The sequence below is a fragment of the Streptomyces sp. NPDC091289 genome (assembly GCF_044757365.1).
Taxonomy (GTDB): Bacteria; Actinomycetota; Actinomycetes; order Streptomycetales; family Streptomycetaceae; genus Streptomyces.
The window spans coordinates 119,915-135,200 of sequence record NZ_JBIVUT010000015.1 but is presented as its reverse complement, the minus strand read 5'-3'; the positions used below and the strand labels follow the sequence as shown (position 1 = coordinate 135,200).

At 73.1% G+C, this 15,286-nt stretch carries 13 protein-coding genes; 4 read left to right on the top strand and 9 right to left on the bottom strand.

What is annotated here, in order from left to right; all coding sequences use genetic code 11:
- Nucleotides 1–34 precede the first annotated feature (34 nt).
- The 4 genes from ACIQPT_RS21390 to ACIQPT_RS21375 are packed head-to-tail and all read left to right on the top strand — an operon-like array spanning nucleotide 35 to nucleotide 4,060.
- Nucleotides 35–934 (top strand): helix-turn-helix domain-containing protein, encoded by a 900-nt coding sequence (locus ACIQPT_RS21390; protein WP_401157472.1) that lies wholly within the window; start codon nucleotides 35–37, stop codon nucleotides 932–934.
- 27 nt (nucleotides 935–961) lie between these two features.
- Nucleotides 962–1,726, top strand: coding sequence for a class I SAM-dependent methyltransferase (locus ACIQPT_RS21385; RefSeq protein WP_401157471.1), 765 nt, complete (start codon nucleotides 962–964; stop codon nucleotides 1,724–1,726).
- A complete protein-coding gene (locus ACIQPT_RS21380) occupies nucleotides 1,723–3,378 on the top strand; it encodes an AMP-binding protein (RefSeq protein ID WP_401157470.1) in 1,656 nt (551 codons plus the stop codon). The genes ACIQPT_RS21385 and ACIQPT_RS21380 overlap by 4 nt, the downstream gene beginning before the upstream one ends.
- 55 nt (nucleotides 3,379–3,433) lie before the next feature.
- On the top strand, nucleotides 3,434–4,060 hold the full coding sequence (locus ACIQPT_RS21375; RefSeq protein ID WP_401157469.1) for a CGNR zinc finger domain-containing protein: 627 nt from the start codon (nucleotides 3,434–3,436) through the stop codon (nucleotides 4,058–4,060).
- A 28-nt stretch (nucleotides 4,061–4,088) separates the two neighbouring features.
- On the opposite strand, the gene ACIQPT_RS21370 is transcribed toward ACIQPT_RS21375, so the two are convergent.
- From ACIQPT_RS21370 to ACIQPT_RS21330, 9 genes are all read right to left on the bottom strand, one after another.
- Nucleotides 4,089–4,694 (bottom strand): TetR/AcrR family transcriptional regulator, encoded by a 606-nt coding sequence (locus tag ACIQPT_RS21370; protein WP_401157468.1) that lies wholly within the window; start codon nucleotides 4,692–4,694, stop codon nucleotides 4,089–4,091.
- Entirely contained in the window at nucleotides 4,682–5,416 is a 735-nt protein-coding gene (locus tag ACIQPT_RS21365; protein ID WP_401157467.1) for an enoyl-CoA hydratase family protein, read from the bottom strand. The genes ACIQPT_RS21370 and ACIQPT_RS21365 overlap by 13 nt, the downstream gene beginning before the upstream one ends.
- Nucleotides 5,413–7,020 carry a 4-coumarate--CoA ligase family protein gene (locus ACIQPT_RS21360; protein ID WP_401157466.1) on the bottom strand — a complete coding sequence of 536 codons (1,608 nt, stop codon included), beginning with the start codon at nucleotides 7,018–7,020 and terminating at the stop codon, nucleotides 5,413–5,415. The genes ACIQPT_RS21365 and ACIQPT_RS21360 overlap by 4 nt, the downstream gene beginning before the upstream one ends.
- 145 nt (nucleotides 7,021–7,165) lie before the next feature.
- Entirely contained in the window at nucleotides 7,166–8,344 is a 1,179-nt protein-coding gene (locus ACIQPT_RS21355) for an acyl-CoA dehydrogenase family protein (protein WP_401157465.1), read from the bottom strand.
- Nucleotides 8,341–10,326 carry a biotin carboxylase N-terminal domain-containing protein gene (locus ACIQPT_RS21350; RefSeq protein WP_401157464.1) on the bottom strand — a complete coding sequence of 662 codons (1,986 nt, stop codon included), beginning with the start codon at nucleotides 10,324–10,326 and terminating at the stop codon, nucleotides 8,341–8,343. The genes ACIQPT_RS21355 and ACIQPT_RS21350 overlap by 4 nt, the downstream gene beginning before the upstream one ends.
- Nucleotides 10,327–10,333: 7 nt before the next feature.
- Nucleotides 10,334–11,932, bottom strand: a complete 1,599-nt coding sequence (locus ACIQPT_RS21345) for an acyl-CoA carboxylase subunit beta (RefSeq protein ID WP_401157463.1) — start codon at nucleotides 11,930–11,932, stop codon at nucleotides 10,334–10,336.
- The gene (locus ACIQPT_RS21340; RefSeq protein ID WP_401157462.1) at nucleotides 11,929–13,695 is read right to left on the bottom strand and encodes an acyclic terpene utilization AtuA family protein; all 1,767 of its coding nucleotides are present in this window, start codon (nucleotides 13,693–13,695) and stop codon (nucleotides 11,929–11,931) included. The genes ACIQPT_RS21345 and ACIQPT_RS21340 overlap by 4 nt, the downstream gene beginning before the upstream one ends.
- Nucleotides 13,692–14,513, bottom strand: a complete 822-nt coding sequence (locus ACIQPT_RS21335) for a TIGR03084 family metal-binding protein (protein WP_401157461.1) — start codon at nucleotides 14,511–14,513, stop codon at nucleotides 13,692–13,694. Before ACIQPT_RS21335 ends, ACIQPT_RS21340 begins: the two co-directional genes overlap by 4 nt.
- 136 nt (nucleotides 14,514–14,649) lie before the next feature.
- Nucleotides 14,650–15,210 (bottom strand): DinB family protein, encoded by a 561-nt coding sequence (locus tag ACIQPT_RS21330; protein ID WP_401157460.1) that lies wholly within the window; start codon nucleotides 15,208–15,210, stop codon nucleotides 14,650–14,652.
- Between the last annotated feature and the right edge of the window lie 76 nt (nucleotides 15,211–15,286).

Here is a 15,286-nt window from a genome sequence, read left to right as displayed (position 1 = left end):
ACACCTGCTTCGCGGAGCGAGGAGAACGATGGACATGCCGGATGCGCGTACCCACGCTGCGGCACACGTCCTGCGCGCCCACGACGAGGCCGTGCGCGGCACGGCCGTTCGCCGGCAGTTCGGTGACGTCTGGGTCGTCCTGGTCTCCGGGGAACCCCACGAGGCCGTGCGGACCGCCCGCTCCATCGGGGACTCTCCCGGGTATCTGCGGGTCTTCCGGTTACTGGAGGGCGAGATCCTGGTCCATCAGGACGGCCGCGCGGACAGCGCGGGCGGACCGCAGATCATCTGCTGCGACACCACCCGCGCCTACCGGCTCCATCTGCCGCTGTCCTTCCGGCTGGTGGAGGTCCTGCTGCCCCACCGCCACCTCGGTCTGCCGCCCGCCGACACCGCGAAGCTCACCGCCACCAGCTGGTGCGGGCGCAAGGGCGCGGGCGCTCTGCTCTCCCAACTGCTGTACGGCCTCGACGAGCACGGCACCGAGATCCACTCGGCCGTCGACCGCGTCGGCGGCACCCTCGCGGGCCTGACCGCCGCCGTACTGGCCGACCGGCTGCGCCATCTCGCCGCCGAGGACGAGATCGCCCGGCACGACCGCATGCTGCACATCCAGGAGTACATCCGCGGGCGGCTGGCCGACCCGGACCTGACCCCGCACGCGGTCGCCGAACAGCACAACGTCTCCCTGCGCTACCTGCAGCGGATCTTCCAGGAGCACGGGACCAGCCCCGCCCGCTGGATCCGCGACGAACGCCTGTCCCGCTGCCGGGCCGAGCTGCGCGATCCGCACCTCGACCACCTGCCCGTCGGCCTGATCGGCGAACGGGCCGGCCTCTACCAGGCCTCGCACTTCAGCCGCCTCTTCCGCGAGCGGTACGGGGTCACGCCCCGCGGCTACCGCACCATGCGCGAGCCGGCCGACACCTTCTGAGCACCGACATCCGAGGAGGATGACGCCTTGACCGGCACCAGCTTCGAATTCCCCGGCGAGTACTACGAGATCATGCGGGGCGACTTCCGCGACCTCCGGGCCGAGACCGAGTTCCTCGCCTCCCTGCTGCCCGACGGCGGCACCGTCCTCGACCTCGGCAGCGGAACCGGCACCAACCTGCGGGCCCTGCGCGACCGCGGCCACCGGGGCACCGGGGTCGACCCGAGCGCCGCCTTCACCGCGTACGCCCGCGAGGCCGGCGACGAGCACATCGCCTACGTCACCGGCCGCGCCGAGGACTTCCGCACCGACGAACGCTTCGACCTCGTCTACAGCCTCTTCATGACGCTCAACTACCTGCCGCGCGCCGAACTCGCCGCCACCCTGCGCCGGGTCCGCGGACTGCTGAACCCCGGTGGCCGGGTCGTCCTGGAATTCGGCCATCTGCTGAACTTCGTCGACTCCTTCCAGCAGCACACCGTCGGCCACCACCGCGGCCCCGACGGTGTCCTCATCACCCGCCTCGCCCGCCAGATGATCAACCCGCACGCGGCGAACTGGCGCAACGAGGAGACCCTGCTCGTCCGCGCCGCCGACGGCACCGTCGCCCTGTACGACAACTTCTTCGACCAGTCCGTGCTGACCGGGCCCGAGATCGGCGACCTGCTCACGGCGGCCGGCCTGGCCGTCACCGCCGAGTACGGCGGCTTCCGCAAGGAACCCGCCCCCTTCCACGGCCGCGGGCCGCTCATCGTCGTCGCCACCGCCCGGCAGGAGGAGGACCACGCGTGACCAGCACCGGCATATCGCTGCTCGACGGCGGGCCCGCGCCCGACCCCGGAGTGCCGCACCTCGGCGCGGCCCTGGTCCGGGCCGCCCGTACCGGCGAGGACCGCGGCCCGACCTACATCCAGCCCGACGGATCCGAGGTCCACCAGACCTACCCCGGCCTGCTGGAGGACGCCTCCCGCATCCTGGCCGGGCTGCGCGCCGCCGGAGCCCGGCCCGGCGAGAAGATCATCCTCCAGGCCGCGTACGACCCCGACCTCGTCGCCTCCTTCTGGGCCTGCGTCCTCGGCGGCTACCTGCCGCTGCCCGTCAGCGCCGACCCGGAGAACGGCCCGGGCCTGCTGGAGCGGGTCTGGACCGGCTACGGCAGGCCCCGCGTACTGACCGGCGCCGGCCAGGAGATCCTGCCCGCCGTCACCGCCGCCCCCGACTGGGGCGCCGCCCACCTGGGCGACGTACCGGCGCTGCGCGCCGCGCACGAGGCGGACCACGACTGGCACGAGCCGGCCCCGGACGACCCGGTGGTGCTCCTGCTGACCTCCGGAAGCACCGGCGTGCCCAAGGCGGTCACCCTCACCCACCGCAACGTCCTGGTCCGCAGCGCCGCCACCGCCCAGGTCAACCACCTCGACCGGGACACACGTACCGTCAACTGGATGCCGCTGGACCACGTCGGCGGACTGATCATGTTCCACGCGCGCGACGTCTTCCTCGGCTGCGCCCAGGTGCACGCCAAGATCCAGTGGGTCCTGGAGGACCCGCTGCGCTGGCTCGACACCGTCTCCACCCACCGGGCGGATACCACCTGGGCGCCCAACTTCGCCTACGTACTGGTCAACGACCGGGCCGAGCGGTTCGCCGGCCGCGGCTGGGACCTGAGCCGGCTGCGCTACATCATGAACGGCGGCGAGGCCGTCCGCTCCGGCGTGGTCCGCCGCTTCCTGGATCTGCTGGCCCCCCACGGGCTGCCCCCCACGGCCATGTTCCCCGGCTGGGGCATGTCCGAGACCACCGCGGGCGTGGCCGACTGCCAGTTCACCGAGGCCGCCGTGGGCGACGACCGCTATGTGCCGGTGGGGCGTCCCCAGCCCGGCACCCGGGTCCGGGTCGTCGACGGGCAAGGAGAGCCCGTGCCCTGGGGAACCACCGGCCGGCTCCAGGTCACCGGCGCCACCGTCACCTCCGGCTACTACGACAACCCGGTGCAGAACCGGCAGTCGTTCACCGAGGACGGCTGGTTCAAGACGGGCGACCTCGCCTATGTCGAGGACGGCATCCTCACCGTCACCGGGCGCACCGACGACGTCATCCAGCTCGGCGACATCGCCTACCACGGCCACGAGATCGAGGCGGCCGTCGAGGAACTCCCCTTTGTGGAGCCCTCGTACACCGTGGCCACGCTCGTCTCCTCCGAGCCGGGCGGCCCCGAGGAGATCGCGGTCTTCTTCCACCCCCGGGCCGGCCGTGTCACCGGGGCCGAGACCGAGGAGATCCGCGGCCGGCTGGCCGGGCGGCTCGGCGTCGAGGTCCGGCACATCCTGCCGGTCGCCAAGTCGGAGGTTCCCAAGACCGGCATCGGCAAGCTCCGCAGGGCACAGCTGCGCCAGAGCTTCGAGGAGCGCGGCGCGAACGCCGTGACCGCCGGCGCGTCGTGACAGCCGCGGACGGTGCGGGCCGCACACCGCGGAGAGCCACCCCCTGGAGAGCCTCATGGCACAGCACGAACGCGTTGTCGAGCACACGGACGGGGTGATGGCGCCCGCCTCCGTGGAACCGGGCCCCGACCCGCGCCCGCTCACCCGGGAGCCGCTCTGTCTCGACCTTCTCAACACCCGCTGGCACGACCGCCACGGGCGCCACGATCTGCTCACGGACCTCGCCGGACTCGCCGTCTGGCTGGCCGGTTCACACGCCGCACCGGCCTTCCACGACGGCGAACTACGGGCCGACCGGCCCACCTTGGACGTCGCCCGGCAGACCCGGGCGGCACTGGCCGAGGTGGTCGGCGGCCGGCCGGACGCAACCGGCCTGGCGGCGTTCAACCGCATCCTGGCGCCGGGGCGGATCCGCCGCGCGCTCACACCGGACGGCCCCGCCGAGTACGTCGAGGTGAAGGAGGAGCAGCACCGGCTCGGCTGGCTGGCCGGCACCGACTACCTGCGGCTGCTCGCCGAGGCCCCCGACCGCGTACGGCCCTGCGCCACCCTGGGATGCGGGCTCTACTTCTACGATGCCAGCCGCAACGGCACCCGTCGGTGGTGCACGCGTGCGGGCTGCGGAAATCGCGCCCGGGTCGCCCGGCACTATGCGGCGCGGGCCTCCCGGGCAGCACCCTGACCCCGACGGCCCCTGACCCCGACGGCCCTCACCCCAGCCCCTCCTCCACCAGCGCCGCCCACTGCGCCACCACCCGCGCCCGCCGGGCGGTGTCGTCGGTGAGGAGGTTGGCGAGGCCGAGGCCGCGGGCCATGTCCAGCAGGCCCTGGACCGTTTCGCGGGCCCCGGGGCGGGACTCGTCGGCGCCCAGGAGTTCGACGGCGATGCGGTGGGTCTCGCGGCCCACCCGCGCCTCCAGCTCCGTGACGCGCGGGTGGAGCTGGGCCTCGTTGGAGGCGGCCACCCAGAGCTGGAGCGCGGCCCGGAACAGGGGGCCGGTGTAGAGGTCGACCAGGGCCGCGACCACCTCGGCGCGGCCCTGGACGGGGAGCGCACGCAGGGCGGCGGAGCGTTCCTCGGCGACGTACTCCACCGCGCCCGTGAACAGGTCCTCGCGGGTCGGGAAGTGGTGCTGGGCCGCGCCGCGCGAGACGCCGGCGCGCTCGGCGACGACGGAGACGGTGGAGCCCGCCCAGCCGTGTTCGGCCAGGCAGGCCACCGCCGCCTCCAGGAGCCGCTGCCGGGTCGCCCGGCTGCGGTCCTGCTTCGGCGCGTGAGCGGATTTCGCCACGCTGGAGGATGTCACCGCACCCATGCCGGGTCCCGTCGTTCGAGGAAGGCCGTCATCCCCTCCCTCGCCTCGTCGGAGGCGAACAGCGCGGCGGAGCGGGCGATGAGGTCTTCGGCGTACTGGTCGAAGCTCCTCAGCACCGTAGCCGTGACCAGCTCCTTCGATGCGGCCAGCCCCTGCGGTGAGGCCCGGCGCAGACCGTCCAGGACCGGGACGAGCGCCTGGTCCACGTCCTCGGCGGCGACGGTGACCAGCCCGATCCGCGCCGCCTCCGCCGCGTCGAACCGCTCCCCCGTGAGGTAGTAGCGGTTCGCCGCCGTACGGTCCACGCGCGGCAGCAGCGTCAGGGAGATGACCGCCGGGGCCAGCCCCAGGCGCGATTCCGTGAGCGCGAAGGACGACGCCGCGCCCGCCACCGCGATGTCGCACGCCGCCAGCAGGCCGAGGCCGCCCGCCCGGACGTGCCCGTCGACCCGGGCGACCACCGGTTTCGGCAGCGCCACGATGTCCCGCATCAGGCCGACGAACGCCGCCGGATCCGGCGGCGCCTTCAGGTCCGCCCCGGCACAGAACGTCGTGCCCGTGTGGGCCAGCACCACCGCCCGTACGGTGTCGTCGGCGGCACACGCCGCCAGGGACTCCCGCAACTCCCCCACCAGCGCCGCCGAGAGGGCGTTGCGGTTGGCCGGGGAGTCCAGGGTCAGCGTGGTGATGCCCCGGTCCCGGGCTGTGGCGATCAGGGTCACTTCTCCTCCGATGGTGCCGAACGATCCGTCTTCTCGCGGTCGCGCAGCTCGCGCCGGAGGATCTTGCCGGAGGCCGCCCGGGGCACCGCGTCGATGAACTCGGCCTGCCGCACCTTCTTGTACGGGGACACGCGCTCGGCGACGTACGCCATCACGTCGTCCGCCGTCAGGCCGTCCGCCGCCGTTCCCGATCCCCGGACCAGGAAGGCCTTCGGGACCTCGTTGCCCTCGGCGTCGTACACCCCGATCACCGCCGCGTCCGCCACCTGCTCGTGGGTCAGGAGCAGGGCCTCCAGCTCGGCGGGGGCCACCTGGTAGCCCTTGTACTTGATCAGCTCCTTGACCCGGTCGACGACGAACAGCCAGCCGTCCGCGTCCACCCGGCCCACGTCGCCCGTGTGCACCCAGCCGTCCGCGTCGATCATGTCGGCGGTGGCGTCGGGGCGGCCCAGGTAGCCCTTCATCACCTGCGGGCCCCGGATGAGGATCTCGCCCTCCGCACCCGGCTCGGCGTCCTTCGCCGGGTCCTCCAGCGACACGATCCGCATCTCGGTGCCCGGCAGCAGCTTGCCGACCGTGCCCGGCGGCGGCTGCTCGACGGAGAGCGGCACCACGTGCGTACCGGGCGACAGCTCCGTCATCCCGTACGCCTGCCGCACCGGAGGGACCCCGAGCCGGGCCGAACACGCCGCCGCCAGCTCGGCGTCCAGGGGAGCCGCCGCACTCACGATGTACTGGAGCGAGGACAGGTCGTACTCCCCCACCAGCGGGTGCTTCGCCAGCGCCAGCACGATCGGCGGGGCCACGTACAGACCGGTGATGCGGTGCGTCTGGATGGCCTCCAGGAACTGCGCCAGGTCGAAGCGGGGCAGCACGACGACCGTCGCACCGCAGCGCAGCGGGGCGTTCATCAGCGCGGTGAGCCCGTAGATGTGGAAGAAGGGGAGGACGGCCAGGATGCGGTCGCCCTCGCCCATGGGGATGAACGGTCTCAGCTGCTCCAGGTTGGTCGCGATCGAGCGGTGCGTGAGCATCACGCCCTTGGGCGTGCCCGTGGTGCCGGAGCTGTACGGGAGTGCCGCGACGTCCTCGCCGGGGTCGATCGCGATCTCCGGCTCGGGGGCCGTGGACGACAGCATGTCGAGGATGGAGGTGTGGCCCTCCGCCTGGTCGCAGACGTAGATCTCCCGTACGCCAACGGTCAGTTCGGCCGCCCGGCGGGCCGTCTCCAGGAGCGGGGAGACCGTGACGATCCACTTCGCGCCGCTGTCGGCGAGCTGCTTGGCGAACTCCTCGGCCGTGGCCAGCGGGTGGACCGTGGTGACGGAGGCCCCGGCGCGGGTGGCCCCGTAGAAGACCGCCGGGTAGGCGATGGTGTTCGGGCTGTGAAGGGCGAGGACGTCGCCCTTCCCGAGCCCCGCCCCGGCGAGTGCGGCGGCGATGCGCCGGTGGAACCCGTCGAGCTGGGCGTACGTGAGGGAGGTGCCGTTCGTCCCGTCGATCAGGGCGACGGTGTCACCGAAACCGGCGGCCTCGCCGAGGACCGCTTCGTGGATGGGCGTGTCGAGGGCCGGTACGTCTGCGTACTCGCTGCGGAACACCATGGCGGTCCCCTGTCGTCGCGGCTCCCCGCTCCGCCTGGGCGGAGACGCGGAACGCCGTGCGGGTGTGGAGTGTGGAGGGTCAGAATCACCCCTGTGGGGGAGGGATGGGGAGAGGTCGGACAGCGGGAAAACGCACGGCCCCCGGCTAGTACGACTTCGGCAGGCCCAGCGACTGGTGCGAGACGTAGTTCAGGATCATCTCGCGGCTGACCGGGGCGATCCGGGCCACCCGGGACGCGGTGATCAGGGAGGCGAGGCCGTATTCGCGGGTCAGGCCGTTGCCGCCGAGGGTGTGCACGGCCTGGTCGACCGCCTTCACGCACGCCTCGCCCGCCGCGTACTTCGCCATGTTCGCCGCCTCGCCCGCCCCGATGTCGTCGCCGTCGTCGTACAGCCGTGCCGCCTTCTGCATCATCAGGCGCGACAGCTCCAGGTCGATGTGCGCGGTGGCCAGCGGGTGCGCGATGGCCTGGTGGGAGCCGATGGGGGCCTTCCAGACCTGGCGCGTACGGGCGTACTCGACGGCCTTGCCGAGGGCGAAGCGGCCCATCCCGATGCCGAAGGCGGCCGTCATGATCCGCTCCGGGTTGAGCCCCGCGAAGAGCTGCAGCAGGCCCGCGTCCTCGTCGCCGACCAGCGCGTCGGCCGGCAGCCGGACATCGTCGAGGACGAGTTCGAACTGCTTCTCGGGGGCGTGGAGTTCCATGTCGATCTGGTTCCGCCCAAAGCCCGGAGCGTCACGCGGGACGATGAACAGGCACGGCTTCAGCTTCCCCGAGCGGGCGTCCTCCGTGCGGCCGACGATCAGCGTCGCGTCGGCTATGTCGACACCGGAGACGAAGACCTTGCGGCCGGTGAGGAGCCAGTCGTCGCCGTCGCGGCGGGCGGTGGTGGTGATCCGGTGGGAGTTGGAGCCGGCGTCCGGTTCGGTGATGCCGAAGGCCATGGTGAGGCTTCCGTCGGCGAGGCCCGGCAGCCATTTCTGCTTCTGTTCGTCCGTGCCGAAGCGGGCGATGACCGTGCCGCAGATCGCGGGCGACACGATCATCATCAGGAGTGGCGAGCCCGCCGCACCCAACTCCTCCAGCACGATGGAGAGTTCGGCCATGCCGCCGCCTCCGCCGCCGTACTCCTCGGGGAGGTTGACCCCGAGGTAGCCGAGCTTGGCGGCCTCGGCCCACAGCTCGTGGGTGTGGGAGCCCTCGCGGATGACGGTGGTCATGTAGTCGCGCCCGTACCGCTTTCCGAGGGCGGCGACGGCGGCGCGCAGGGCCTGGTGCTCTTCGGTTTCGAGGACAGTTCCGGCGGTGCGGGCGGTGCTCATGCGGTCTCCTCCGGTACGGATACGGGTACGGGGGCGGCGGCCGGGTCCTCCTGGACCACGGCGAGCAGCGCGCCGACCTCGACCTGGTGGCCGGGGGCGGCGTGCAGGGCGGTGAGGGTGCCGGTGGCGGGGGCGAGGATGCGGTGCTCCATCTTCATCGCCTCCAGCCAGATCAGCGGCTGCCCGGCCTCGACGACGGCCCCGGCGGCCAGGCCCTCCGCGAGGCGGACGACGGTCCCGGGCATCGGGGCGAGCAGGGAGCCCGGTGCGGTGTGGGTGGCGGGGTCGGTGAAGCGGGGCAGGGCGGTGAAGGTGTACGAGGCGTCGGCGGTGTCCACGTACACCCGGTCACCGTGGACCCGCACGGCGAAGTGCCGGGTCACGCCGTCCACTTCGAGGGTGACGCGGTCGGGGGCGGCGGTCAGGACCCGGACGCCGGGGGCCTCGTACGGCTCCGGGATGCCGGTGCGCCCGGTGCGGTAGACGACCTCGTGCCCGGTCCCGTCGGGTTCGCCGCGGTAGCGCTTGAGCTGGGGCTGCGAGGGCACGTTGCGCCAGGCCCCGAAGCGGGCCGGGGCGGGGCTTCCGGCCGGGGCCGGGCGTACGGCTTCCGCCAGGGCGGCGGCGAGAGCGGCGGTGGCGGGGTCTCCGGCTCCCGGAGCGGTCAGGGCGGCCAGGTGCCGGTCGTAGAAGCCGGTGTCCAGGCGCGCCGCCGCGAAGTCCGGGTGGCGCAGCGACCGTACGAGCAGTTCGCGGTTGGTGACCGGGCCGTGGATTCGGGCCCTCTCCAGCGCGCGGGCGAGCAGCCGGAGGGCCTCGGCGCGGGTCGGGGCGTGGGCGATGACCTTGGCGAGCATCGGGTCGTAGTGCACGCCGATGGTGTCGCCGCCGGTGTACCCGGTGTCCAGGCGCAGGCCGGGGCCCTCCGGCACCTCCAGGGTGAACAGCGCTCCGGTCTGCGGCTGCCAGTCCCGTGCCGGGTCCTCGGCGTAGAGCCGGGCCTCCACCGCGTGGCCGGACGGCTGCGGCGGCTCGGGGGCCGGCAGCGGCTCGCCCTCGGCCACGCGCAGTTGCAGGGCGACGAGGTCGAGCCCGAACACGGCCTCGGTCACCGGGTGTTCGACCTGGAGGCGGGTGTTCATCTCCAGGAAGTACGGGCGGCCGTCGGCGGAGACCAGGAACTCCACGGTCCCCGCGCCCCGGTAGCCCACGGCACGGGCCGCCGCCACTGCCGCGTCGTGGAGCCGGGTCCGCAGGGCCTCGTCCAGGCCGGGGGCGGGGGCCTCCTCGATGACCTTCTGGTGGCGGCGCTGGAGCGAGCAGTCCCGGGTGCCGAGCGCCCACACGGTGTCGTGCTCGTCCGCCATCACCTGGACCTCGACGTGCCGGCCGCGTTCCACGTACGGCTCGGCGAAGACCTCGCCGTCCCCGAAGGCCGACGTCGCCTCGGCGGCGGCCGCCAGCAACTCGCCGGGCAGTGCGTCGAGTTCGCGGACGATCCGCATGCCGCGTCCGCCGCCGCCGGAGGCCGCCTTGAGCAGCAGCGGCAGATCGTCGGGGGTCGCGGCCGCCGGGTCCACGGGGGCCAGCAACGGCACCCCCGCCCCGGCCATCAGTTCCTTGGCCCGGGTCTTGGACGCCATCAGCTCGATGGCCTTCACCGGCGGCCCCACCCACACAAGCCCCGCGTCCTGCACGGCGGCGGCGAAGGCGGCGTTCTCGGAGAGGAAGCCGTAGCCGGGGTGTACGGCGTCCGCCCCGGCGGCCAGCGCGGCGGCCACGACGAGATCGCCGCGCAGATAGGTGTCGGCGGGGGCCGACCCCGGGAGGCGTACGGCGAGGTCGGCCTCCCGCACGTGCAGGGCGTCGGCGTCCGCGTCGGAGTACACGGCGACCGTGGTGATGCCCAGGTCGCGGCAGGTGCGGAAGATCCGGCAGGCGATCTCGCCCCGGTTGGCGACGAGCAACGTGGCAATGGTCATGTGGGCCTCACATCCGGAAGACGCCGAAGCCGCCGCGGGCGCCCTCGACCGGTGCGGTGTGGATCGCGGACAGGCACATCCCGAGGACGGTCCGGGTGTCGCGCGGGTCGATGACCCCGTCGTCGTACAGCCGCCCGGACAGGAACATCGGCAGCGACTCCGCCTCGATCTGCTGCTCCACCATGGCGCGCAGCCCGGCGTCCGCCTCGTCGTCGTACGGCTGCCCCTTTGCCGCCGCCGAGGCGCGGGCGACGATCGACAGCACGCCCGCGAGCTGCTGCGGGCCCATGACGGCGGACTTGCTGCTGGGCCAGGCGAAGAGGAAGCGCGGGTCGTAGGCGCGGCCGCACATGCCGTAGTGGCCGGCCCCGTAGGACGCGCCCATCAGGACCGACAGATGCGGGACCTTCGAGTTGGCGACCGCGTTGATCATCATCGCGCCGTGCTTGATGATCCCGCCCTGCTCGTACTCCTTGCCGACCATGTAGCCGGTGGTGTTGTGGAGGAAGAGGAGCGGGATGTCCCGCTGGTTCGCCAACTGGATGAACTGGGCCGCCTTCTGCGACTCCTCGCTGAACAGCACCCCTTGCGCGTTGGCGAGGATCCCGACCGGGTAGCCGTGCAGCCGCGCCCACCCCGTGACCAGGCTCGTCCCGTAGAGCGGCTTGAACGCGTCGAAGTCCGAGCCGTCGACCAGCCGGGCGATGACCTCGCGCGGGTCGAACGGCGCCTTCAGATCGCCCGGCACGATGCCGAGCAGCTCGTCCTCGTCGTACTTCGGCGGCTCGGCGGGCCCCGGATCGGTGTGCGCCTTGCGCCAGTTGAGCCGGGCGACGATCCGCCGGGCCTGGCGGATCGCGTCGTGCTCGTCCACGGCGAAGTGGTCGGCGAGCCCGGAGGTACGGGCGTGCATCTCGGCCCCGCCGAGGGACTCGTCGTCGCTCTCCTCGCCGGTGGCCATCTTCACCAGGGGCGGTCCGCCGAGGAAGACCTTGGACTGCTCCTTGATCATCACGGTGTGGTCGGACATGCCGGGGACGTACGCGCCTCCGGCCGTGGAGTTGCCGAACACGACGGCCACGGTGGGGATTCCGGCGGCGGAGAGCCGGGTGAGGTCCCGGAACAGCGCCCCGCCCGGGATGAAGATCTCCTTCTGGGACGGCAGATCGGCCCCGCCCGACTCCACCAGGCTGATGGCGGGGAGCCGGTTGGCGAAGGCGATCTCATTGGCGCGCAGGGCCTTCTTCAGCGTCCACGGGTTGGAGGCTCCGCCGCGTACGGTCGGGTCGTTGGCGGTGATCAGGCACTCGACGCCCTCCACCACTCCGATCCCGGTGACGAGCGAGGCCCCGACCGCGTAATCGCTGCCCCAGGCGGCCAGCGGCGACAGCTCCAGGAACGGGGTGTCGGGGTCGACGAGCAGCTCGATCCGCTCCCGCGCCGGAAGCTTGCCGCGCTTGCGGTGCCGGGTCACATACTTCTCGCCGCCGCCCGCGAGCGCCTTGGCGTGCTCGGTCTCCAGCTCGGCGAGCTTGGTCAGCAGGGTGGCGCGGTTGGCCGCGTAGTCGGGGCCGTTGGTGTCGAGCGCGGTGGGCAGGACGGTCATGCGGTCACCTCCGGGAGGGGGACGCCTTCCAGCAGCGGTACGGGAACGGGGAGCCACCGGGACCGCAGCCACTCCCCCACCGCCTTGGCCTGCGGGTCGAACCGGGCCTGGGCGGCGACGCCCTCGCCCAGGAGGCCGTGGACGGTGAAGTTCAGGGCGCGAAGGTTGGGCAGGACATGGCGGACCACGTGCAAGTCGGCGGTCTCCGGCAGGAGTTCTTTGAACCGCTCGACGGTCAGCTCGTGCGCCAGCCACGGCCAGGCGTCGTCGCCGCGTACCCATACGCCCACGTTGGCGTCGCCGCCCTTGTCGCCGCTGCGCGCGCCCGCGACCAGGCCGAGAGGAACGCTCCGGGTGGGGGCGGTGGAGGGATACGGATCGGGCAGCGGCGGTTCCTCGACCTCGGCCAACTCCAGGGTGAGGGAGGGTGGTTGGAGGATCTCACGACTCCCGTCCGGCAGCACGGCGGTGTGCTCGACATCGCCCGCCGGTACGTGGATCGCCTCGAACACCCCGTAGGGCGCGCCCTTTCCGGGCGGGGCGGTGACATGGAAGCCGGGGTAGCTGCCGAGGGCCAGCTCCACGGCGGCCCCGGAGACGGTCCGGCCGACCGCGTCGGCGTCCTGGTCGCGGACGACGAGCCGGAGCAGGGCACTGGCCCGCTCCTCGGTGTCGGCGTCGGGATGGTCGGTACGGGCCAGCTCCCAGCGCACCTCGGCGGGCGGGCGGCCGCCGCCCCGCTCCAGGGCGTCGGCGAACTGGTCCTTCACGAGGTCCGCCTTGGCCTCGATGCCGAGGCCGGTGAGGACGAACACCACCTCGTTGCGCCAGCCGCCGAGGCGGGTCAGCCCGGCCTTGAGGGTGGGCGGCGGGGCCTCGCCGCGTACGCCGTCGATACGGACCCGGTCCGGGCCGTCCGGAGTCAGCCGCACGGTGTCGAGGCGGGCGGTGACGTCGGGGCCCGCGTACCGGGCTCCGCCGGTCTCGTACAGGAGTTGGGCGGTGACGGTGGAGAGGTCGACGACCCCGCCCGTACCGTCGTGCTTGGTGATGACGGACGACCCGTCGGCGTGGATCTCGGCGAGCGGGAAGCCGGGGCGGCGAAGGCGGCGGGCGTCGTACTCGCCGAAGAAGGCGTGGTTCCCGCCGGTCGCCTGCGCCCCGCACTCCAGGACATGCCCGGCGACCACGGCCCCCGCGAGCGCGTCCAGGTCGTCCGGGCCCCAGCCGAAGTGGGCGGCGGCGGGCCCGGTGACCAGGGCCGCGTCGGTGACCCGGCCGGTGACGACGACATCGGCCCCGGCCCGCAGACAGGCGGCGATCCCGGCGCCGCCGAGGTAGGCGTTGGCGGTGAGGAACCCGTCCGGGACGGGCAGGCTGTCGCCCTCGACATGCGCGACGGTGACGGGTACGCCGACCTTGGCCGCCAACTTCCTTACAGCGTCGGCGAGTCCGGCCGGGTTGAGGCCGCCCGCGTTGGCGACGATCCGCACGCCGCGCTCATGGGCGAGACCGAGCCCCTCCTCCAACTGCCGGAGGAAGGTGGTGGCGTAGCCCTTCTCCGGGTCCTTGAGGCGGCTGCGGCCGAGGATGAGCATCGTCAACTCGGCCAGGTAGTCGCCCGTGAGGACGTCGAGGGGGCCGCCGGTGAGCATCTCGCGCAGGGCGTCGAAGCGGTCGCCGTAGAAGCCGGAGGCGTTGCCGATGCGCAGGGGCGCGGGTCCGGGAGCGGGTCCGGGAGCAGGTTCAGGTGCGGTGTTCACCGGTGACCGCCCCGGCCCTGCTCGGCGCGCTCCGCGCGGGGCAGCCGGCCCAGTCCGGGCGGTCCGGCGAAGGCCTGGGCGATGGAGAGCCACTGGTCGGCGTCGCGCCCCTCGGCGGTGACCGCGAGGTCGGACCGGTGGGCGCGCTGGGTGACCAGGAGACAGAAGTCGAGGAGCGGCCCGGTGACGCGCTGGGCGGCGCTCTCAGGACCGTACGCGATCAACTCGCCGTCCGGGGTGTGGAGTTCGACGCGGAACTCCTCCTCGGGTGCGGTGATCCCACGGACCGCGTAGGCGTAGCCCCGGGCCCGTACGCCGATCCGCGCCACGTGCCGGAGCCGGGCGGTGGGGGCCCGGGTCACGCCGAGGGCGTCGGCGATGTCCTGGCCGTGCGCCCAGGTCTCCATGAGCCGGGCGGTCGCCATGGACGCCACGCTCATCGGCGGCCCGTACCAGGGGATCCTGGTCCCGGCCGGGGCGTCCCGCAGGACCTGGTGGAGCCGCTGCCGCCCCTCCCGCCACCGGGCGAGCAGGGCGTCCGGGGCATGGGCGGCGACCAGGGCGTCGGCGGCTTCGTCGACGAAGGACTCGGGGGCGGCCAGGGCCTTGGTCACCTCGCCACCGAACCGGTCCGGCTCGGTGGCCGCCAGCAGCGCGACCTCGTCGGTCCAGCTGAGGTGGGCGATCTGGTGGGCAACGGTCCACCGCTCGGCGGGCGTCGGGCTGCGCCAGGCCGGTTCGCCCAACACCCCGACCACCCCGTCGAGTTCGTCGCTCTCTTCGCGCAGATCGTCGATCACGGCTACGACAGCGGACACGTGCGCTCCCCTCGGGACCGGGTGTGGTGCCCAGGAGCATGGCAGCGCACCAGGAAACAATCAAGCACGCTTGCATGATTTTCTGCCCGGAGGGCGGGCCGGGTGGCGCGCCTGCCGCGCCACCCCGCCCCGCCGGTCACTCGCCGTTCATCGCCGCCTGCGCCATCCGCTGGGTGGTGCTGGCCCCGTCGACGGCCTCGCGCACGATGTCCGCGTGACCGCTGTGGTGGGCGATCTCGCGGAAGATGTGCAGCAGGATGTGGCGGACGGTCCAGACGACGGGCTCCGGCGGCGACCAGGGGTACTGCGGCAGCGTGATCGCCCGGTCGAGGTCGGGTTCCTCGCGGACCGCCCGGTCGAAGGCCTCCGCCGCAGCCCGGAACGCGTCGAGGTGACCGGCGAGGGTCTCGTCGTCGGTCATGCGGTTGCCGTCCGGGTCGAGGTCGGCCCAGGCGACCTTGGGGGCGGCGGTGCCGTCGATCACGGACAGCCAGCTCCGCTGCATCTCCGCCAGGTGCTTGACGAGGCCGCCGAGGGTCAGCTCGCTGACGGTCGACCGGGCGCGGGCCTGCTCGTCGGTGATTTTGGCGACCGTGTAGAGGAAGTTGGTGCGCTGGTCGGCGACGAGGGCCAGCAGGTCCTGGCGCTCACCGGTCTGCGGGTGGCTGCCGGTCGCGGTCGATTCGGTCGGTTTCATGGCGGGGCCTCCTGGCGGACCGGTGCGGAACGGGGGTCGGTCAGGCGACTGTAGGACCCGGCACCGTACGGACGAG